The sequence below is a fragment of the Dyella humi genome (assembly GCF_044904605.1).
GTDB lineage: Bacteria > Pseudomonadota > Gammaproteobacteria > Xanthomonadales > Rhodanobacteraceae > Dyella_B > Dyella_B humi.
The window spans coordinates 1114658-1134492 of record NZ_JADIKI010000022.1 but is presented as its reverse complement, the minus strand read 5'-3'; the positions used below and the strand labels follow the sequence as shown (position 1 = coordinate 1134492).

Sequence of the window (19835 nt, the reverse complement as noted above, 5' to 3'; positions counted from 1 at the left end):
AGGGCTTAAGCCTGCTCTGCATCCAGCCCATGGCGTAATATTGTGCGCTTGAATCGCTTCGGGGGAAGCCATGTCTTTCGTGTTCGTGCTGTCTTTAGCCCTGCAGATAGCGTGCGCCGTGCACGTGGTCCGCAGCGGCCGTCCGTTGTACTGGATAGTGCTGGTCCTGATCGGATCCTATTTGGCCGTACTGGTTTACGTGTTGATTGCCGTCATTCCCGATCTTCAACACAACCCGCACGGACGCAAAGCCGCCAGCACTGCGATGAAGATGATCGACCCGCAACGCCGCCGGCGCGAACTGCAGCGGCAGCTCGAGCTGAGCAATACCGTGGACAACCGCCGCCGGCTCGCCGAGGAAAGCCTGGAACAAGGCGATTACGTCAACGCGCAGGAGCTGTATCAAGGTCTGCTCACCGGCATGTACGCCACCGATCCGTATTTCATGCAAGGGCTCGCCCAGGCGCAAGCCGGCAGCGAACATTACGCCGACGCGCGCCAGACCCTGGATGCACTGACCAAGTGCCAATCCGAATTACAAGTCGAGTGAAGTTCAACTGCTTTACGCGCGCTGCCTCGAAGAGCTCGGTGATACCGAAGCCGCACTGGAGGAATATCGCGTGTTGGCAGACAGCTATCCCGGCGAGGAAGGTCGCTTCCGCTATGGCCGCCTGCTCGCCCGAAGCCAGCGCCACGCGGAAGCACGCAGCGTGTTGCAGGGTCAACTGCGACGCGCCGAATTGATGCCTCGCTACTATCGCCGCAAGGAGCAAGAATGGCTTAAGGCCGCTCGGCTGGAACTGTCTCGGCTGAGCGAGTCCTGATCCAGGCGCTTACACCATGAGCCAAAATACATAGGCTGCAAACACGCCGTAGAGTAATCCCACCGGCGCAAGCTTTCGACCATCGACATGCCCCCGGCGAAATAGCCACCAGAGATAGATGATGGCAGCGGCCGTCATGAGGCCGGACATGATCAACGGCTTATCAAACATCCACGGCGTGGCAAATATCGCCAGCGCACTGGGTATCGTGGCCTGGATCATCATGGCACCGGAAATATTCGCCAGCGCCAACCTTTCCTTGCCTTGCCGCACCCAGATCAGCGCGTTCATGGTTTCCGGCAATTCCGTGGCGACCGGACTCAATACCAACGCGACCAGATGTGCCGGCAGATGCATGGCCACGCCAATGTTTTCAATTTGCGAAACGAAAACATGCGAGGCCACCGCAATCACCACCAATGACAGTGTTGCCTGCAACGACACTGCCAATAGCGAGGGTGTCACCGTGCGCGGTTGAAACTTCAAAGGCTCAAGCTGCTCGTGATCCGAAGCACCAGCTTCGTCTTTCAGCTCGCGCCACACATAAAACGCATAGGCCAATAGAAACAGCACGCCGAGCCACGGCTTGAAGGCGAACGCAATCAAACCGAGCGCGCACTTCACCATGAAGATGGAAAGAAACCACGCCTGGTCACGCGCCAAGCGCGCTTCCTCGACCTGTATATGCACAGTTGCGCGACCAAGGCGACGACGGTGGCTCCACAACGCAATGCCGACCACCGCGTAAGCAATCGTGGCCAGCACCAAAGGGCCGCCCATCGCCGCGCCGACGCCGATGTCGCGCACCTCGGCCGTGCGCCCCATCACCACCGCCACGAACGTCACTGCGCTTTCCGGCAACGCTGTTCCGAACGCCGCCAGCACCGTGCCGGTGGCGGTCGCGCTGAGATTGAGCTTCTTTCCCAACCACTCGATGCTGTTGACGAAGTACTCGCAAGCCGCATAGATAGCCGCGGCGGAGAGCAAGAACAGCAGTGCTGTGATGAGCATGGACGATTCCTGGCCGGGCGAGCGAAAACCATTGGCGCACGTACGCTGCTCGCCCGGCCGGGGTGAACGCGTCGTGGCCAAAGGTCTCGCCGGACCATCGCAGACAGCATGCCTGCGATAACCATCCGCGCCATGAAGCAAACGCTTCAAGTGTGTTGACGCGGATTCCTTGCTGCACGTGAGCCGGTAAGCCCGATGCTGCGAGGATGGCTACTCCCCAATGACAGTGAGTGGCGGGAATGCTACCGGCTTTGGTGCGGGCTCACAACTTCAAAGCCCCTCTCCCTACGAACGTAGATATATACGCAACTTGCGTAAGAACAAAGCAAAGCCTCAAACCAGCTCCTCCCCCTGCTTGCAGGGGGAGGTTGGGAGGGGGTGAACACTTGCGGGAAAGTTTGAGGCAAGTACTCACCCCACCCCAACCCTCCCCTGCAAGCAGGGGAGGGAGCAGTTGTTCGCAGCTGTTAGATGTCAAAGCCCATCCACTGCCTTGCGCCCAATCGCCGGATCATCGGTAAAGAACGCATCGATCCCGGCAGCCAGGTAAGCGCGGATCTCTGCGATCGAACCCGCTTCGTTGAAGGTCTTTGGATCGCTGCCCTGCCAGAAATCCTTTGCCTGGAAATGATTCTCCGGGCGGAATGTATACGGATGCAGCTCCAGTCCTGCCGCGTGCGCATCATGCACAAGCGGCGTGGACGTTCCCAGCGTGCCGTCGGCTTTCAACGGAATGATCGAACGGATGTTGGGCCCGATCGCATCGGCGTAACTGGCGATCTCGCGCAGTCCGGCAGGCGTCATCATGTCGCCGTAGCTCAGCTTGCCGCCAGTCGCCACCACATCGTAAGGCTGTTCGTCGGAATCATCGATCAATTGCAGCAGACGTACGTTCGGATGGCTCTTGCCGAGCTTCTCTCGCAGATAGCGCAAATTGGCGATTTCGAATGATTGGATTTCCACCGGAGCACGCTGTGTGTAGCGATGCGCGGCAATGATCGCCAGCACGCGATCTTCCATCGGCAAACTTATCTTCTGAAAATAAGTGCCGTGCTTGATCTCCGGGATGATGCCGATGACGCGCCCACGCGTGGCCGACTCGGCAGCGACGAAATCGATGATTTCGTCGAAAGTCGGCACCTGAAAATCGCCGTCGTATTGCGTGCTGCGATACTCCGGCAAGCGTTCGCGTGCACGTAGCGTCTTCAGTTCGGCCAGGGTAAAGTCTTCGGTGAACCAACCGGTGACACGGTGCCCATCGATGGTCTTAGTGGTCTTGCGCGAAGCAAATTCCGGATGGTTGGCCACGTCGGTGGTACCGCTGATCTCGTTCTCGTGCCGAGCCACCGGCACGCCATCCTTGGTCATCACCAGATCGGGCTCGATGAAGTCCGCGCCATCAGCGATCGCTTTGGCATAGGAGGCCAGCGTGTGCTCGGGTCGCAACGCGCTCGCGCCACGATGGCCGATCACCCGCACCTTGGTGGCGATCGGCTTTTCATCGGCATGGACGACAGCGGACATGGCCACGGCTCCCAGACAGCAGATCAGCCATAGTAGCGTTTTCATCCAACGCTCCTCACGATTTTACGTCGAGGATATGCGCAGTCAGCCTGAGACGCGCGCTTTGAGCATGTCGTCGATGTCATAACTGCCAGGCTTGCGACCTGTCAGCCACGCTGCGGCTTCCAGCGCACCGCGCGCAAAAATGGAGCGATCGGTTGCACGATGACTCAGCTCAACGCGTTCGCCCTGACCGAGCAGCAAGGCCGTGTGCTCGCCCACTACATCGCCGCCACGTACTACTGCAAAACCTATGCTGCCGCTGCGACGCGCGCCGGGGCGGCCCTCGCGCGCGTACACCGCATCCTTTGCTAACGTAGTGCCGCGTGCATCGGCAGCAGCATGTCCCAATGTAAGCGCGGTGCCAGAAGGCGCATCTTCCTTGCGGTTGTGATGCGCTTCGATGATTTCCAGATCCCAATCCGGTAGCGCCGCCGCGGCTTCGCGCAGCAAGCGCTTTAGCACGGCAACACCCAGGCTGAAGTTGGTGGCATGCAATAGCGGAATGCGTTGGCTGGCTTCATCGAGTTTGGCTTGCAGCGTAGCGTCAATGCCTGTCGTGCCTGTCACCAGTGCAGCATCGTGCGCAGCGCAAAAGCCAAGTGCTGCGGCAAGCCCATCCAGGCCGCTGAAGTCGATGACGACGTCTGCGGTGATCGCGTCCCACTCATGGGAGTAGCGCAGCAAGCTGGGGAGTTCAGGAAAAACCGGCGCGCCGTTATGGACCGAACTTTTGGATACCAGGGCACTCACCAAGTCGAAGCGCCCGTCTTCGCGAATCAGCGCAAGTAGCGCGCGCCCCATGCGGCCGGAAGCGCCATTGATAACTAGACGGATGGGCTGGGTCATGCGAGGTGTCCTTGGCTTTTATCCCTTTCGGGGAGAGGGATAGGGTGAGGGGCCAATCTTGCGATGAAGCTGCATCGAATCAACCTTGGAAAGAGTTCACATCTTCGCAAGATTGGCCCCTCACCCCAACCCTCTCCCCGAGGGGGAGAGGGAGTAACAGCACATCACGCAAGCTTCAGGACGTCACCCGCGACCAGAACTGCTTTACGCCATCCATAAAACCCTTGGCGCGTGGCGTGTGCTCGTCGTCATCGGTGAAGGTGGCTTCCAGTTTCTCCAGCAACTCGCGCTGTTCGCGCGTGAGTCGTACCGGCGTTTCCACCATCACGCGGCAAATCAGGTCGCCAGTGCGACCACCGCGCACGGATTTCACGCCACGCCCGCGCAGCACGAACTGCTGACCGGTCTGCGTTTCCGGCGGAATGGTAATGGCGACTTCGCCATCCAGTGTGGGCACCTGCAATTCCGCGCCCAGCGCCGCCTGCGAGAAACGGATCGGCACTTCGCAAAAGAGATTGTTGCCGTCGCGCTGGAAAATATCGTGCTCGCGCACGTGCACTTCTACGTAGAGGTCGCCGGCTTCGGTGCCGGCCGGACCAGCTTCGCCCTGCCCGGCCAGGCGAATGCGATCACCGTTGTCGACGCCCGCCGGAATGCGCACGGACAACGTGCGCGTTTCTTCCAGGCGCCCTTCGCCGTGGCATTTCTTGCACGGCTTTTCGATCGCTCGGCCGCTGCCGCCGCAATGCGGACAAGCCTGCTGAATGGAGAAAATGCCGTTCTGCATGCGCACGCGGCCGTGGCCGTTGCAGGTGCGGCAGCTGACGGTCTTGCCGTCTTCCGAGCCGCTGCCATTGCAGTGATGACAATTGACCTGGGTGGGAATATCGAATTTCTTCTCGACGCCAAACACGGCTTCTTCGAGATCCAGCTCCATGATGTAGCGCAGGTCCGCGCCGCGCCGCGAACGCGAGCGTCCCCCCGTACCGAAAATGTCGCCGAAAATGTCCCCGAAGATATCGCCCATGTCGCCGAAACCGGCGCCACCGCCGCGACCGCCCGTGCCACCTTCGAAAGCAGCGTGGCCGTACTGGTCGTACATCGAGCGCTTCTGCGCATCGGAAAGTACGTCGTAGGCCTCCTTGGCCTCCTTGAATTTCTCCTGCGCGTGCGGGTCGTCCGGGCAACGGTCGGGATGGTATTTCATCGCCAGGCGACGGAAGGCTTTCTTCAGCTCCGCCTCGTCTACCGAACGGTCGACACCCAGAATTTCGTAGTAGTCACGCTTGCTCATTTCAGGATCCGCGATTCGATGCGCCGATCGGGAATGAACCAGATCGCTGCCACCGTGGCATAAAGAACACACGACACCCACGGCGCCAGGAACGCCAGCGGGATGCCGCCTAGATACATGGCGACGGCGACCTTGCCTTTCCAGTCGGCACCCACCGCCTGGGCCAGCAGGGAGCCTTTGCCGCCGTTGGCCGCGATCAGGCTGCGCTGGAGGGGCTGCCAGGCGATGGCGCACATCATCAGCACGAAACCATACAACGCTACGGGAAGCTGCGCGAAGTGGTTCTCGCCCATCCACCCGGTGGTCACCGGCATCAGCGACAACCAGAACAGCAGGTGCAGGTTCGCCCATAGCACGCTGCCACTCACCTTTTCGGAAGCATGCAGGAAGTGATGGTGGTTGTTCCAGTAGATGCCGACGTAGATGAAGCTCAATACGTAGCTCAGGAACACCGGCCACTGCGGCAGCAGCACGTTCCAACCGTCACCGTGCGGAACCTTCAGCTCCAGCACCATGATGGTAAGGATGATGGCGAGCACGCCATCGCTGAAGGCTTCGAGCCGCCCCTTGTCCATCGCCTCCCCTCCTGATACGACGAGCGCCCCTTTCGAGGCGCTCGTCGTTCAATGGCCAGTCCGATTACGACTTGCCGTCGTTCTTTACTTCGGTGAACTCGGCATCGACCACGTCGTCCGGCTGTGCGGAGCCGCCCGGACCCGGGCCGTGCTGCGCGCCAGGGCCAGCATCGGCGTGACCTGACTGTGCCGCGGCGTACAGCGACTGCGCTACCTGCTCGAGCTTCTGGATCTTGGCTTCGATGGCGGCCTTGTCATCACCGTCCTTCGCCTTTTCCAGATCGGACAGCGCGCCTTCGATCTCGCTGAGCTGAGCACCCGGCACCTTGCCGCCATGCTCCTTCAGCGCACTGCGCGTGGCGTGCACTAGCTGATCGGCCTTGTTACGCGTGCTCACCAGTTCCTGGAACTTGCGGTCTTCTTCCTTGTGGCTTTCCGCGTCCGCAACCATGCGCCGGATTTCTTCTTCCGACAGACCGGAACCGGCCTTGATCTCGATGCGTTGTTCCTTACCGGTCTTCTTGTCTTTGGCCGACACATGCAGGATGCCGTTGGCATCGATGTCGAAGGTCACTTCGACCTGCGGCATGCCGCGCGGCGCAGGCTCGATGCCGGCCAGGTCGAACTTGCCCAACGACTTGTTGGCGCTGGCGCGATCACGTTCGCCCTGCAGCACATGGACGGTCACCGCGGTCTGATTGTCTTCAGCGGTGGAGAAAACCTGCGAAGCCTTGGTCGGCACCGTTGTGTTCTTCTCGATCAGCTTGGTCATCACGCCGCCCATGGTTTCGATACCGAGCGACAGCGGGGTAACGTCAAGCAGCAACACGTCCTTCACCGAACCACCCAGCACGCCGCCCTGGATCGCCGCGCCGACGGCGACGGCTTCGTCCGGGTTGACGTCCTTGCGCGGTTCCTTGCCGAAGAAGTCCTTCACCGCTTCCTGCACCTTCGGCATGCGGGTCTGACCACCGACCAGGATCACTTCGCTAACGTCGGATACGCGCAGGCCGGCATCGTTCAACGCCGTGCGGCACGGTTCGATGGTGCGCTTGACCAAGTCTTCCACCAGCGCTTCCAGCTTGGCGCGAGTGAGCTTGATGTTCAGGTGCTTCGGACCGGACGCATCTGCCGTGACGTACGGCAGGTTCACCTCGGTCTGATGCGAGGAGGACAGCTCGATCTTCGCGCGCTCGGCTGCATCCTTCAGGCGCTGCAGCGCGAGAGGATCCTTGCTGAGGTCGATGCCCTGGTCCTTCTTGAATTCTTCGATGAGGTAGTCGATGACGCGCTTGTCAAAGTCTTCGCCACCGAGGAAGGTGTCGCCATTGGTGGCCAGCACTTCGAACTGCTTCTCGCCGTCGACTTCGGCGATCTCGATGATCGACACGTCGAAGGTGCCGCCGCCGAGATCGTATACAGCGATCTTGCGGTCGCCGCCCTTCTTGTCCAGACCGTAGGCCAGCGCAGCCGCGGTCGGCTCGTTGATGATGCGCTTCACGTCCAGGCCGGCGATGCGGCCGGCGTCCTTGGTAGCCTGGCGCTGGCTATCGTTGAAGTAGGCCGGCACGGTGATTACCGCTTCGGTGATGGTCTCGCCAAGGTAGTCCTCGGCGGTCTTCTTCATCTTCATCAGCACTTTCGCGGAGATTTCCTGCGGCGCCATCTTCTTACCGTCGGACGTCTGCACCCAGGCATCACCGTTTTCGTGCGCGACGATGCCGTACGGCACGATGTGGATGTCCTTCTGCACCTCGGCGTCGGTGAACTTGCGGCCGATCAGGCGCTTCACCGCGTAGAAGGTGTTCTTGGGGTTGGTCACGCCCTGGCGCTTGGCGGGGGCACCCACCATCACTTCGCCGTCCTTGGTGAACGCGACGATGGACGGCGTAGTGCGATCGCCCTCCGAGTTTTCGATGACCTTGGTGGTGCTGCCATCCATGATGGCCACGCACGAGTTGGTCGTGCCCAGGTCGATGCCGATGATCTTGCCCATGATGTGTGCTCCGGAAATCTTGTATGCGGCCCCTCGCCGCGAATGGTTGTCAGATGGGGTTCTGGCGAAAGGCGTTCAATACCAGGTAAACCCTGCAGTACTGGAATTGCAGCGACCGTTCAGTCGTCCTTGGCCACGGTCACCAGGGCCGGGCGCAGCAATCGATCGTTCAACACATAGCCTTTCTGCAATACCGCCACCACGGTGCCAGGCGCCTTGCCGGGCGCCTCGACCATGCTCACCGCGTGATGACGTTCCGGATCGAGCGGCTGATCGAGCGGATCGACCTGCACCAGGCCGTTGTTACTGGCGATGCGTAACAGCTCTTTCAGCGTGAGGTTCAAGCCTTCGCGGATCGTGGCGATATCGCCGCCCTCGGTCGCCAGGCCACGCTCCAGGCCGTCGTAGACCGGCAACAGATCGTTGAGCAGCTTTTCATTGGCGAAGCGGCGCGCCTGTTCCAGATCGCGATGCAGGCGGCGACGCTGGTTCTCCAGCTCGGCCTTTTCGCGCAGCACGGTTTCACGCAGTTCCCGGTTGCTCGCTTCCAACTCGGCCAACTTGGCCTTGAGCGCCTCGAGTTCGTCGTTTTGCGCGCCCTGCTCCGGTTTTTGTGCGGTCGTTTCGTTCGGCGACTGCGGCTCGCTGTTATGCATGAATGACTCCAAACATCGTCCAGGGCCGGCATGGTTAGCCGACCATCGAAAAATTTTCGCGGGTGAACCCGCCTCCCAACCGGCCGTTATAGGGTCGTGGCGGCCCGATTCAAGGCATCGCTGAGCAATCGGGCCGTGGCTTGCACCACCGGAATGACGCGATCGTAGGCCATGCGTGTAGGTCCGATCACACCGACCGCACCTAACAGCCGGCCCTGCGCCCCGTAGCTGGCGGTAACCACGCTGCAGCCATCCAGCGCAGCAAAGCCCGATTCCTCGCCGATAAACAAGCGCACACCGGGCGCTTTGGCGCAGGTTTCCATCAATTGCAGCAGTTCGTTCTTCTTCTGGAAGGCGTCGAACAGCTCGCGCAGGCGCTCCAGGTTACCCAGTTCGGAATAGGCCATCAGGTTGGTCTGGCCGCTCACCAGTACGTCCTCGTCCTGTGGCGCAAACGAAGCCGCCGCCAACTCTACTGCCCTGGCGAGCAGCTGATGCAGCTCGCTGCTGGCCTCGCGCAATTCGCGCAGCAGATGCGCGCGGATGTCGTCCACGCGCAACCCGACGAAGTGTTCGTTGATGTAGTTGGCCGCCTGCTCCAGGTCACGTGCCTCCAGCGGCTTGGCCAGTTGGATCACACGGTTCTGCACCTGGTTGTCGGAGAACACCAGGATCACCAGCACGCGCGCGTCCGGCAGCGGTACGAAGTCGATATGGCGCAGCGGGAAATCGGTCTGGCGCGGCACCGTTACCACGCCGGCGAAATGCGTCATCGCCGACAGCAGCACCGAAGCATTGCCGACCAGGTCGCGCACCGTGGCTGGCCCGGGCGGCAGTTCGCGCTGCAGCCGCACCATTTCGTCACGCGGCAGCGGCTGCAGTTCGATCAGGCTGTCGACGAACAGGCGCAGGCCACGCGGCGTCGGGATGCGCCCGGCGGAGGTATGCGGCGAAGCAATCAGCCCGGCTTCTTCGAGGTCCGCCATGATGTTGCGGATGGTGGCCGGGCTCACGTCCAGCCCGGACGAACGCGAAAGCGTGCGCGAGCCGACCGGTTCGCCGTCGACTAGATACTGCGCAATCAGCAGGCGCAGCAGGCGCCGCGCGCGGGCATCAAGTTCGTGGCCAGGGTGACGTGACATGCGCTGTGGCAATCCGTGAGACGGTTAAGAAATAAGGTTTGATGAGTAAGAATGCAAGAAAGGCCAAGCGGGGAACGGGGACTGGGGAACGGGGAACATCAAGATTCCCATCAATCTGACGTTCCTCGTTCCCTGTTCCCCGTTCCCACTTACAATTAATTCGACCACTGCCGCCCACACCTCATGCTCACCTCCCTTTACGTCCGCCATCTTGCCGTCGTCGAAGAAGCCGACCTTGCCTTTGGCCCCGGCCTGACCGTGGTCAGTGGGGAAACCGGCGCAGGCAAGTCTCTGTTGGTAGACGCCCTGATGCTGCTGGCCGGCTCGCGTGCTGACAGTAGCATCGTGCGCGCCGGCAGTGATCGCGCGGAGCTGGCGGCAGAATTCGACCTCGTCGGCCTGCCCGAGGCGCGCGACTGGCTGCAGCTCGAAGAGTTGGATGAAGACGGCGCTTGCCAGCTACGTCGTGTGATCCGCGCCGAAGGTAGCTCGCGCGCGTGGATCAACGGCCGTCCCGCTACCATCGGCCAGATGGGCGAGCTGGCCGCCTTGCTGGTGGAAATCCACGGTCAGCACGAGCATCAGGCGCTGCTGGAACGCGCGCATCAAATGAACCTGCTGGACGCCTACGCCGAAAACGAAACACGCGTGGCGCAGGTGCGCGAACTCGCCCAGCAATGGCGCGAACTTGGCGTACGCATCCGCAAGCTGAGCGGCGGCGAGGATCGCGAGCATCGTCTTGAGCTCCTGCGGCACGAACTTTCCGAACTGGAAAAGTGGGCGCTGCCCGCCGCCGAACTGGCAGAACTGGAAAGCAGCCACAAACGCCTCGCCAACGCCAGCAAGCTCACTGAAGGCATCACCGGCGTGGTCGATCTGCTCGATGGCGATAGCGAGTTCGCGCTGCGTTCGTCGCTGGGTCGCGCGCATGCGGAATTGAACCGCCTTGCCGCGCTGGACGATCGTCTGGCGCCCCTGCTCGAACTGCTCGACAACGCGCAGATTCAGCTCACTGAAGCCGCCGATGGTCTTGCGCACTACGCGCAGGATGTCGATCTCGACCCCGACCGTTATGCGGAAGTCGATGCGCACCTCACACGCCTGCACGAACTGTCGCGCAAGCATCGCCTGCATGTTGCCGAACTGGACGACAAGCGCATCGCCTTGCAGAACGAACTGACCGAACTGGAAAACGCCGGCGATGCACTCCAGCGCCTCGATACGCAGCGCGCACAATTGCAGCGCGATTACGACAAGGCCGCTGAAGCGCTCAGCAAGTCACGGCAAGCCGCCGCCAAGCGCCTCGGCAAGGAAGTGAGCGCGCTGATGGGCGAGCTGGGCATGGCCGGCGGCGTGCTGCAGGTGACGCTGGAAGCTTCTGAAAACAGCGATCCCGATCCGCAAGGCCGCGAACGCTGCGAACTGCTGGTCAGCGCCAACCCCGGCCAACCACCACGCCCTTTGCGCAAGGTCGCCTCCGGTGGCGAATTGGCGCGCATCAGCTTAGCGATCGAAGTGGCCACGCTGGGCAAAGACACCATCGGCTGCATGGTGTTCGACGAAGTCGACACTGGCATCGGCGGCGCGGTAGCCGAAGTGGTCGGCCAGAAATTGCGTGCGCTGGGTTCGCGCTGCCAAGTGCTGTGCGTAACCCATCTGCCGCAGGTGGCTGCACAAGGCCATGCGCATCTGCGCGTAAGCAAGCACAGCGAGCGAGGCTCCACACAAACGCGCATCGAAGTGTTGAACATCGAAGGCCGCCGCGATGAACTGGCGCGCATGCTGGGCGGCGTGGAAATCACACGCGAAACGCGGGCGCACGCGAAGAAGATGCTGGAGCAAGCTCAGACTGCGTGACTCACCTTGATGTTGCTGAGTGAGCCCCTCTCCCTTCGGGAGAGGGTGCCGAGAGGCGGGTGAGGGTTCGGGCGGAGCGCGATGCTGGTTCTCGCGCAAGTCTTTGCCATCGTGCGCTGATCGTACCCTCACCCCAACCCCTCTCCCGAAGGGAAAGCGGCAAACATATCCGCACTTAGGTACGAATCGGCAACAACCCTCGCTCGCTCGCAATGCGATAAAGATCCAGTTCCGACCCCGCCCCCAGCTTCCCCATCAAGCTCGCGCGATGGATGTATACCGTCTTCTGCCCGATCCCCAACTCCGCCGCCACCTGTTTTGGCGCACGTCCCGCCGCCAGCAACAGAAACACCTCGTGCTCGCGCGCGGTAAGCCGATCGATGGGATCGAGCGTATCGTTCGGCCGCTCCGCACGCCGCTGCCGAAGGTCGGAACTCAGGAATTGCTCGCCACGCATCACCGCACGCAACCCTGCCACCAGCTCTTCCGGCGCGGCGCCCTTGGTGACGTAACCGCTCGCACCGCGGCGCAGCGCTTCCGATACATAGGGTTCGCCATCGTGCATGCTCAGCACCACGATGCGCGTGCCGGTGGTTACGCTGCGCAAGTGTTCGATCAAAGGCAAACCGCTGCCGTCGGGCAGTGACAGGTCGAGTGCCACCAAATCCGGGCGGTATTGGCTGATGGCTTCCACCGCGTCATCGGCGTTGCGGCATTCGGCCACGACCTCAAGGTCCGGCTCCATTTCGATAAGCCGTTTGAACCCCTCGCGAACGATGGCGTGATCGTCGACCAGAACAATGCTGTGCATGGCGGCACTGTAGCAAATCTTCCGCGCCGCTCCGACGCAGGCTGGGATTGGCATCCCAGCCCACGAGCATCACGAAGCGCCCACTGCCCGCTAACATCCCCGCATGCGTCTAAAACTCACCTTCCTCAAGTCCGGCCCTGTTGCCGGCCTCGGCTACGGTCTGCTCTGGGCCCTGCTCTGGCCCACCACGCAGCCGGACTGGACCTTGCAGTTCGGCCTGCGCTTTGGCGTGCTGCTGCTGTCGCCGCTGCGTTATTGGCCATGGCTGATCGGCGCCGAACTGCTTGCCGCCGGGCTGATCGAGTACCTGTACGACTACACGCTGGACTGGCACACCTTCGTTTTCGGAGACCTGCCGCAGCCGGTGATGGTCGCGTTGTGCCTGGGGCTGCTGCGCCGTGCGAACCTGCGAGCCAGCCTGCGCGATCCGGAAGAAGTCTCCCGATTGCTGCTTGCCGCCGGCTTCACCGGTGCTGTCGCTACCGCCATGGAAGCGGTGACGATGGCGCTGGACCACGAGCTGCCGTCGACGGGTTTGCTGCTGGGGCTGGGCGACGAAATGCTCGGCAACTACGTCGGCCTGCTGCTGTTGGTGCCGCCGCTGATCATGTTGTGGCGTTCGCGCCCTTCGAAGCAGGAGCTATCCGAGCTGTTGATGGATGGCTTGCTGGTGATGTTGCCGGCGCTGGTGATTCTGCTGATTCTTAGCGAGCAGGCCGCACCGCAGCGTGAGTTCGCGCGCATCCTGTCGTTGGCGCCGGTACTGTTCTTCGCGTTCCGGCACGGCTGGCGCGGGGCGAGCCTTTCCATGCTGGTGTCGAGCCTCGGCATGGCCCTGGTCGATCGTGTCTTTACCCACGTCGTACCGACAGCCTCGTCGCATATGTTCCTCGCCGTGGCCGGTACCGGCGCGCTGATGCTGGGTTCGGCCACCGATGCGCTCCGCCGCAGCAGCGCGCGCATGGCAGAACAAAACGTGTACCTCGCCGCCGTGAACCGGCGCCTGGATCACCTCGCCCGCCAGTTGCGCGATGCCGCGCGCGGCAACATGCAGGCGGAAGAAAACCAGCGACGCCACATGGCGGCCGAGCTGCATGACGAATTGGGCCAGAACCTCACCGCCATCCAGACGCATGTGAAGCTGGCGCAGAACCGCTTGCAGCAGGCCGGTCTAGAGGACATCGGCACGGCTATCAACGGCATCCTCGCGCTCATGCGGCGCGCGCTACATCGCGTGATGGACGACCTGCGCCCGGCGGTCCTGGATGAGTTCGGCCTGATGCGCGCGCTGGACGAAGGCCCCATCCGCGACCTGCTGGTCACCGCCGGCATGGGCTATTACACCGAGCTGCACGGCGACCCGCGCATGCTGGAGGAGGACATCCGCACCGCAATCTACCGGCTGGCCCAGGAAAGCGCCACCAACGCTGTAAAGCACGCGCAAGCCACCGAATTCCGGCTGCGCCTTCGCATCGGCGAGCGCACCGGCTTGGCGCTGGCCCTGCTGGATATCCGCGACAACGGCGTGGGCCTGCCCGAGCGCGTGCCACGCGGCGGCCGCGGCCTGCAAGGCATGCGCGATCGCGTCACGTCACTGGGCGGCCTGTTCCGCCTGCGCCCCGACAGCCAGGGCGTACACCTGCGGATTTTGCTGCGAAGCACAATATCCGGGCGCGAATCTAGTGACTTGTGACACTGTAACTAGGAAATTTTCCAATACCAGCTTCGTAAAAGGTTCGTTAGCATCGGTCTATCGATGTGGGGGAGCCGCCGTCGCGAGACGGTGAGCACGAGTCAACCGTGGGGACGGTGGGCTCGAAGAATGGCAGGACGCCATTCCGCCGGAGTCTGGACATTTGCACGTATCGCGAGCAACTCGGATACACAGCACGTCAAGAGACAACGGTAAGCCGCAGGGTGGACAGGAGTCCTCCCGCGGCTTTTTTTATGCCTGCGATTTGGCCCTCGCCCAACTACCCTGAGCCCAGGCACTCAACCTTCCGTACAGGCACACCTCGCCTCAGCGTCATTCCGGCGAAGGCCGGAATCCAGTCTGAGTATGCGTCCGAAGGACACAAAAGCCGGGTGTGAGTGCTTCGCGCTACGTCCGGCCTTCGCCGGAATGACGCTGAGGCACTAAAGGCTCTCTCTAGCGAGTAGGGACAGTGAGCCCAAGCAGCCCAAGCCCGCGCCACCCCTACCTCTTCCGATTCCCCAGCGGCTTCACATACAGCACCAAACTATGGTCCTGAATCTCATAGCCGTGCTTGGCCGCTATCTCCCGCTGCAGGCGCTCAATCTCTTCGCTAACGAACTCGATCACCTTTCCGCTGTCCACATCGATCATGTGGTCGTGGTGCTGACCACGATCCAGTTCGTACACCGCCTGCCCACCCTCGAAGTTGTGTTTGCTGAGGATGCCGGCGGCCTCGAACTGGGTAAGCACCCGGTACACCGTAGCCAGGCCGATATCTTCCTGATGGGCAAGCAGCTTCTTGTAGACGTCCTCGGCCGTGAGATGCCGGACACCGTCTTCCTCGAAGATCTGGAGAATGCGCATCCGAGGGTGAGTGACCTTCAACCCGGCTTTACGGAGTTCTTGAGTTTCCTGCTCCATCGCAAGCTCCCGATACACGGTGGAATCAAGCCTTTAGTGTATCATCCGTTACCTTCACGATCCGGATTCAATACGAATGCAAAAGCTGATCCGCACACTGGGCTACGCCACGCTGGCACTCTCTTTGGCCAGCTGCCGTCTCGTGTATACCCCCGACGTGGCCCAGGGCAATCTGTTCGACAAGACCATCGATAAAAATCTTGCCGAGCAGCTCAAGCCGGGTCTGACCAAGCGCCAGGTGCTGGTGCTGCTGGGTACGCCTTCGGTGTCCACGCCGTTCAACCAGAACCGCTGGGACTACGTCTCTACGTATTCGCATCGTGGCGAGAAGATGAAGGTCAATTCCATGAGCCTTTACTTCAACAACGACGTGCTTGTGCGCACCGAAGGCAACCTGTACTTCCAGGATGCGCAGAAGCTGGTGCAGCAAAGCAACAAGTACAAGATCAACTACAACGTCAACGACACCTCCGGCGACAAGAGCCCCAATGCGGGCGGCGACAATGGCGGCGGTGGTGGTGGTGACAACGGTGGCGATAACGGCGGCGGCGGCCAGAACTGATCGCCCTGCCCGCTTCACCTGGCGCGACGGCGCCGCGCATCTTTCGGATCGAGCGTGAGCGGCCGGTAGATTTCCACCCGGTCGCCGTCTCGTAGCAGCTCGTCGGCGGCCACGCGACGGGAAAAGATTCCCAGGCGCGATTGATCGAAGGGCACCTCGGGCAGCTCCTCCAAAATGCCCGATTGCTCCACCGCCTGGATCACTGAGCTTCCCGCAGACAGGTCCACCCGGCGCAGCACCTGGCGTTCCGGCATGGCGCACACCACCTCCACGGTAATGCGCTCAGCCATACACCTTTTCCGCCTCGCGGCAGAAATCGTCCACCATGCGATTGGCCAGTCCCTGGAACCCCAGCTTCAACGCCGCGCCGCCCAGGCGGCCGGCATAGTCGAAATCCAGCTCCAGCGAGACCTTGCAGCCGTCCGTGCCGAGCGGGATGAAATCCCAGAAACCTTCCAGGCTGCGAAAGGGCCCGTTCACCAGGCTCACCTGCAGACGGTGCGAATGATCGATGGTGTTACGGGTGGTGAAACTGTGATGGAAGCCGGCGAACTTGAGATCCAGCCGCGCCACCAGCATGTTGTCACCCCGCTCGATCACCTCGGCGTTGGCACACCAGGCGAAGCGCTTTGGGTATGCTTCGACCTCATTGACCAGGTCGAACATCTGCGCCGGCGAATATTTCACCAAGGCACTGCGGCGGATTTGGATCACGGTACCCTCTTTACAGGAATCAAGGTCGAGCCCGCATACAGGCAAGCTGTATGGGGCGACGAGACCGAAGTTTAACGGACATGGCAAAAGCGAAGGACAAAGACAAAAAAGAATCCGGCGGCACGATCGCGCTCAATAAGCGCGCCCGGCACGAATACCACATCGACCAGCGCTTCGAAGCGGGCATCGCCCTGCAAGGCTGGGAGTTGAAGGCTCTGCGTGCCGGCCGGATCAATTTCGGCGACGGCTATGCCGTGGTGCTGAAGAACGAGATATTTCTCGTCGGCACCTCCATTCCACCGCTGATCAGCGCCTCCACCCACGTGGTGCCGGTCGACCGCCGTACGCGCAAGCTATTGCTGCATCGCCAAGAGATCGACCAGTTGATCGGCGCCGTGGAACGCAAGGGCTACACCCTGGTGCCCATCGCCATCTACTGGAAGGGCAACAAGGTGAAAGTGGAAATCGGCCTGGCGCGCGGCAAACAGGAACACGACAAACGCAACACCGAGAAAGAACGCGACTGGCAGCGCGACAAGCAACGTGTCATGCGCTCGCACAATCGCGCTGCGTAAGCAGCACTCGGCCGTGCGTAATTGATATCGCGCACGGCCGTCACCATATATACTTTCGTCGCTAAAGCGATCTTTTCCCCGGGGGTGTTCTGGCTTCGACGGGGGTAGTGAGATAGCTTGGTGCATGCCGAGGGGGCAGCTTTCCTCGTAAATCCAGCCGCAAACTTATAGTTGCCAACGACGACAACTACGCTCTGGCCGCTTAAGGCCTAGCCCCGAACCCACGTGTGCCTGTGCTAGTGGATGTAGGGTCATTATCACGGGATCGCCCAAAGCTGCCGCCTGCCGGTCAGGGTTAAATCAAGCGGGCTGGTCCTTCGATGCGCCTCGCACTCTGTGCTGTCGCGGGACGAGATCTAACAGTGAGCTAAGCATGTAGTACCGGGCGTCAAGCGCCTTCGGACGCGGGTTCGACTCCCGCCACCTCCACCATACAATTCGGCCTCTTTGATTTTAAAGAGAAAAATTTGGTGCCTCGCATGGCCTTTTAGGTATCACGCGAGGTATCAAATTGCCGAAACCTCTCCTGCTCAAGCGACCAAGCGGACTCCATGTCCGCTTTTTCGTGCCCACCGATTTACAGGCACAAGTCGGCTCTCGCTACCTCACCCGAAGCCTGCAAGGGGCTCGGGCCGACGGTGCTCGATTGATGGCTTCAGCCTTGGGCTATGCTCTTGGAAACGTGTTTGAACGACTCAGGAGAGAGGACGTGCCAAACGCTCGGGCTTTGGTAGACCAAGCCTTACAGGGTATCCAAAGTGGTCGTGATTACACCGTTGAACTACCCAACGGCACCAAGCTTTTGCCTCAAAGCATTGAGGCTGACCATCGCCATGCTCAAGACGTCATTCTCGCTCTGACCAGGGCGGGAGCCCTCTCCCCTCCTCCAACCACCATTTCAATTCCAGCCACTCCGAAAGTGGGGTTGCTGTCTGAGCGTATTGAAAAATTTCTCTCGCAAATGAAAGTGCAAGAGAGAAGTGAAACCAATCACTTCGATACAGCTTTTACCTTGAAGGTTTTTCTCGGCTTGGTGGGCGACAAAGACTTGAGCGAAGTCAGCCCCGACGACTTGGACGTCTTCATGGATGGGTTAGCCCACTGGCCTGCCAATGCAGGTAAGAAACCCGCCTATCGGGGCCTTTCCCCTAAACAGGTCTTGAAGAAAGCCAAACAACGACAAGACAAAGGACTGGCACCAAGAACAAAGGAAAAACACCTCGACCGTTTGAGGCTGTTTTTCAACAACTGTGTCGAGCGACGGCTTATCGCATACAACCCCTGCAAAGGTCTTCGCATCACCAACAAAATGCAAGACGAGCAAGAAGGTCGCCTTCCCTTTGACGAACATGATCTTCGAATCATTTTTAGCACGAAGAATTTTTCCCACTCGCACGACAAGCCATCCAAATATTGGGCGCCGATTCTTGGGCTTTACACAGGTGCGAGAGTCAACGAAATTGGGCAACTGCGAGTAGACGACCTAGAGCAAGTCGATGGCGTGTGGGGCATCCACATCCGCCATCAGGTCAAGAACAAAAGTTCCAAACGCTTTCTGCCCTTGCATCCTGAGTTGTTGAAGCTTGGCTTTGTTGAGTACGTCGATGAAGTCAGGGGTTATGGTTTCGAGCATGTATTCCCTGGTCTTCCCTGGGGCGTGCATGGCCCAGGTGATCCCATTGCTGACTGGTTCAACCGTCTTCATCTGCGAAGCGTCTGCAAAATCACAGATGCCACCAAAACCTTCCACAGCTTTCGGCACACCTTTGCATCAACGGCAGAAAGGTCGGGCCTCTCTGATTCAAGGATAGCTCGCTTGACTGGACACAGCACAGGAAGCTCAGTCCTTCGACGCCACTACATCCAGCCTTCGACCTTGCAAGAACGATGGGAAGATATGGGGAAAATTCGCTTTCCAGACCTCAACATCGAACAGCCAATGAGGGGATGCTTTGACTACTACTTCAAACGGGTGAAGGCATTGGACGAAAGAAAAGCAAGAAACAAACCCAAGGGGAAAAAGTGAGCAAGCATCGATGGAAAATACTGGACTACATCGCACCATCTATTGCTCTTATTGCCTCAGTCGTTGCCGTCATTGGAAGCCCCAAATGGGATGACAAAGCATCGGGCTTGCACAAACTAACCGCTCTTGGTTGGGCAACCCTTGCTGTTGGCGTACTCGCATTTATCGCCACTTGCATTGTCACGGCAAGAAACAACCGTGAAAGGCTTCAAGAAAAAAAGACCAGAGAAAGGATTGCATCCAAGGGTAAAGCGCACATCCTTTCCGCCCTTCACCACATTGCAGTTCCATTGATGAGTGACTACATTTTTGGGCGGGATGGTCTAAAGCCAAAATCAGCAAAAGACATGCTGACAGCAGAACGGCATCTCAAACTAGGAAGTCTTGACCTTAACTCCGTATCCCCTTATGCGGCGGGTGATTTCAAAGAAATTCGCTGGTACAGAATCCTTGAAGATTCAGCCCGCGATGGGTCGACTGAGATGATCACAGCGCTCCAGATTTTCGTGACTTATCTTCCTGCCGACGTCATCGATACAGCGACCAAAATACTAGAATGCGAATTCGTGAAGATGCACCTCTTCCATCTCCACGACTTGGTTAATGCCAATACGCACATTGACCCGAACAGAGTCGTTCCGATGTTCATGCTCTTCTCCAAAGAGAAAAGCATGGATGAAAGAGGCTACTGGGAATTTTGGAATCTCTGCATCAAGCTTGAAGACCTATGCAAAGCGTCTTCATAACTCACAATCAATGACCA

The 19835-nt window shown here is 60.2% G+C and carries 18 protein-coding genes, 1 other RNA gene, 1 pseudogene and 1 riboswitch; of the genes and pseudogenes, 8 read left to right on the top strand and 12 right to left on the bottom strand.

The window, feature by feature from the left end:
* Positions 1-70 precede the first annotated feature (70 nt).
* Positions 71-824: pseudogene (locus ISP18_RS09970) on the top strand (tetratricopeptide repeat protein).
* Positions 825-833: 9 nt separating this feature from the next.
* Here ISP18_RS09970 and ISP18_RS09965 read toward each other — a convergent pair.
* The 8 genes from ISP18_RS09965 to hrcA form a co-directional block, all read right to left on the bottom strand.
* Positions 834-1835 (bottom strand): sodium:calcium antiporter, encoded by a 1002-nt coding sequence (locus ISP18_RS09965; RefSeq protein WP_380010261.1) that lies wholly within the window; start codon positions 1833-1835, stop codon positions 834-836.
* A gap of 91 nt (positions 1836-1926) precedes the next feature.
* Positions 1927-2066, bottom strand: a riboswitch (yybP-ykoY riboswitch).
* 243 nt (positions 2067-2309) lie between these two features.
* Positions 2310-3359, bottom strand: coding sequence for a glycerophosphodiester phosphodiesterase (locus tag ISP18_RS09960; RefSeq protein ID WP_380011026.1), 1050 nt, complete (start codon positions 3357-3359; stop codon positions 2310-2312).
* Between the two features lie 84 nt (positions 3360-3443).
* Positions 3444-4247: a 4-hydroxy-tetrahydrodipicolinate reductase gene (gene dapB, locus ISP18_RS09955; protein ID WP_380010258.1), complete on the bottom strand. Its 804-nt coding sequence runs from the start codon at positions 4245-4247 to the stop codon at positions 3444-3446.
* A 175-nt stretch (positions 4248-4422) separates the two neighbouring features.
* Positions 4423-5541, bottom strand: coding sequence for a molecular chaperone DnaJ (dnaJ, locus tag ISP18_RS09950; protein WP_380010255.1), 1119 nt, complete (start codon positions 5539-5541; stop codon positions 4423-4425).
* The gene (locus ISP18_RS09945; RefSeq protein WP_380010252.1) at positions 5538-6116 is read right to left on the bottom strand and encodes a TMEM175 family protein; all 579 of its coding nucleotides are present in this window, start codon (positions 6114-6116) and stop codon (positions 5538-5540) included. The genes dnaJ and ISP18_RS09945 overlap by 4 nt, the downstream gene beginning before the upstream one ends.
* A gap of 64 nt (positions 6117-6180) precedes the next feature.
* A complete protein-coding gene (dnaK, locus tag ISP18_RS09940) occupies positions 6181-8112 on the bottom strand; it encodes a molecular chaperone DnaK (RefSeq protein WP_380010249.1) in 1932 nt (643 codons plus the stop codon).
* Between the two features lie 119 nt (positions 8113-8231).
* Positions 8232-8768: a nucleotide exchange factor GrpE gene (gene grpE, locus ISP18_RS09935; RefSeq protein WP_380010246.1), complete on the bottom strand. Its 537-nt coding sequence runs from the start codon at positions 8766-8768 to the stop codon at positions 8232-8234.
* An 86-nt stretch (positions 8769-8854) separates the two neighbouring features.
* Entirely contained in the window at positions 8855-9910 is a 1056-nt protein-coding gene (gene hrcA / locus ISP18_RS09930) for a heat-inducible transcriptional repressor HrcA (RefSeq protein WP_380010243.1), read from the bottom strand.
* 183 nt (positions 9911-10093) lie between these two features.
* Between hrcA and recN the strand changes: the two genes are divergently transcribed.
* Entirely contained in the window at positions 10094-11767 is a 1674-nt protein-coding gene (gene recN, locus ISP18_RS09925) for a DNA repair protein RecN (protein WP_380010240.1), read from the top strand.
* A gap of 175 nt (positions 11768-11942) precedes the next feature.
* Here recN and ISP18_RS09920 read toward each other — a convergent pair whose 3' ends face one another.
* Entirely contained in the window at positions 11943-12578 is a 636-nt protein-coding gene (locus tag ISP18_RS09920; RefSeq protein WP_380010237.1) for a response regulator, read from the bottom strand.
* Positions 12579-12681: 103 nt separating this feature from the next.
* Here ISP18_RS09920 and ISP18_RS09915 point away from each other — a divergent pair, with 103 nt between their 5' ends.
* The gene (locus ISP18_RS09915) at positions 12682-14271 is read left to right on the top strand and encodes an MASE1 domain-containing sensor histidine kinase (protein ID WP_380010234.1); all 1590 of its coding nucleotides are present in this window, start codon (positions 12682-12684) and stop codon (positions 14269-14271) included.
* 504 nt (positions 14272-14775) lie between these two features.
* On the opposite strand, the gene fur is transcribed toward ISP18_RS09915, so the two are convergent.
* Positions 14776-15195, bottom strand: coding sequence for a ferric iron uptake transcriptional regulator (gene fur, locus ISP18_RS09910; RefSeq protein ID WP_380010231.1), 420 nt, complete (start codon positions 15193-15195; stop codon positions 14776-14778).
* A 76-nt stretch (positions 15196-15271) separates the two neighbouring features.
* Here fur and ISP18_RS09905 point away from each other — a divergent pair, with 76 nt between their 5' ends.
* Positions 15272-15757 (top strand): outer membrane protein assembly factor BamE, encoded by a 486-nt coding sequence (locus ISP18_RS09905; RefSeq protein WP_380010229.1) that lies wholly within the window; start codon positions 15272-15274, stop codon positions 15755-15757.
* Between the two features lie 14 nt (positions 15758-15771).
* Here the strand turns inward: ISP18_RS09905 and ISP18_RS09900 are convergent, their stop codons facing one another.
* Entirely contained in the window at positions 15772-16047 is a 276-nt protein-coding gene (locus ISP18_RS09900) for an RnfH family protein (RefSeq protein ID WP_380010226.1), read from the bottom strand.
* Positions 16040-16471, bottom strand: coding sequence for a type II toxin-antitoxin system RatA family toxin (locus ISP18_RS09895; protein ID WP_380010223.1), 432 nt, complete (start codon positions 16469-16471; stop codon positions 16040-16042). Before ISP18_RS09895 ends, ISP18_RS09900 begins: the two co-directional genes overlap by 8 nt.
* An 80-nt stretch (positions 16472-16551) precedes the next feature.
* Between ISP18_RS09895 and smpB the strand changes: the two genes are divergently transcribed.
* The 4 genes from smpB (at position 16552) to ISP18_RS09875 (ending at position 19818) form a co-directional block, all read left to right on the top strand.
* The gene (gene smpB / locus ISP18_RS09890; protein ID WP_380010220.1) at positions 16552-17046 is read left to right on the top strand and encodes an SsrA-binding protein SmpB; all 495 of its coding nucleotides are present in this window, start codon (positions 16552-16554) and stop codon (positions 17044-17046) included.
* An 80-nt stretch (positions 17047-17126) separates the two neighbouring features.
* Positions 17127-17478, top strand: a transfer-messenger RNA (tmRNA) gene (gene ssrA, locus ISP18_RS09885).
* A gap of 217 nt (positions 17479-17695) precedes the next feature.
* On the top strand, positions 17696-19072 hold the full coding sequence (locus ISP18_RS09880) for a site-specific integrase (protein WP_380010217.1): 1377 nt from the start codon (positions 17696-17698) through the stop codon (positions 19070-19072).
* On the top strand, positions 19069-19818 hold the full coding sequence (locus tag ISP18_RS09875; protein WP_380010215.1) for a hypothetical protein: 750 nt from the start codon (positions 19069-19071) through the stop codon (positions 19816-19818). The genes ISP18_RS09880 and ISP18_RS09875 overlap by 4 nt, the downstream gene beginning before the upstream one ends.
* The last annotated feature ends 17 nt before the right edge of the window (positions 19819-19835 follow it).

Excerpts from the sequence above, each read along its gene's own strand:
- ISP18_RS09965 (WP_380010261.1), bottom strand. The coding sequence starts at position 1,835 with ATGCTCATCACAGCACTGCTGTTCTTGCTCTCCGCCGCGGCTATCTAT.
- ISP18_RS09960 (WP_380011026.1), bottom strand. The coding sequence starts at position 3,359 with ATGTCCGCTGTCGTCCATGCCGATGAAAAGCCGATCGCCACCAAGGTG.
- dapB (WP_380010258.1), bottom strand. The coding sequence starts at position 4,247 with ATGACCCAGCCCATCCGTCTAGTTATCAATGGCGCTTCCGGCCGCATG.
- dnaJ (WP_380010255.1), bottom strand. The coding sequence starts at position 5,541 with ATGAGCAAGCGTGACTACTACGAAATTCTGGGTGTCGACCGTTCGGTA.
- ISP18_RS09945 (WP_380010252.1), bottom strand. The coding sequence starts at position 6,116 with ATGGACAAGGGGCGGCTCGAAGCCTTCAGCGATGGCGTGCTCGCCATC.
- dnaK (WP_380010249.1), bottom strand. The coding sequence starts at position 8,112 with ATGGGCAAGATCATCGGCATCGACCTGGGCACGACCAACTCGTGCGTG.
- grpE (WP_380010246.1), bottom strand. The coding sequence starts at position 8,768 with ATGCATAACAGCGAGCCGCAGTCGCCGAACGAAACGACCGCACAAAAA.
- hrcA (WP_380010243.1), bottom strand. The coding sequence starts at position 9,910 with ATGTCACGTCACCCTGGCCACGAACTTGATGCCCGCGCGCGGCGCCTG.
- recN (WP_380010240.1), top strand. The coding sequence starts at position 10,094 with ATGCTCACCTCCCTTTACGTCCGCCATCTTGCCGTCGTCGAAGAAGCC.
- ISP18_RS09920 (WP_380010237.1), bottom strand. The coding sequence starts at position 12,578 with ATGCACAGCATTGTTCTGGTCGACGATCACGCCATCGTTCGCGAGGGG.
- ISP18_RS09915 (WP_380010234.1), top strand. The coding sequence starts at position 12,682 with ATGCGTCTAAAACTCACCTTCCTCAAGTCCGGCCCTGTTGCCGGCCTC.
- fur (WP_380010231.1), bottom strand. The coding sequence starts at position 15,195 with ATGGAGCAGGAAACTCAAGAACTCCGTAAAGCCGGGTTGAAGGTCACT.
- ISP18_RS09905 (WP_380010229.1), top strand. The coding sequence starts at position 15,272 with ATGCAAAAGCTGATCCGCACACTGGGCTACGCCACGCTGGCACTCTCT.
- ISP18_RS09900 (WP_380010226.1), bottom strand. The coding sequence starts at position 16,047 with ATGGCTGAGCGCATTACCGTGGAGGTGGTGTGCGCCATGCCGGAACGC.
- smpB (WP_380010220.1), top strand. The coding sequence starts at position 16,552 with ATGGCAAAAGCGAAGGACAAAGACAAAAAAGAATCCGGCGGCACGATC.
- ISP18_RS09880 (WP_380010217.1), top strand. The coding sequence starts at position 17,696 with ATGGCTTCAGCCTTGGGCTATGCTCTTGGAAACGTGTTTGAACGACTC.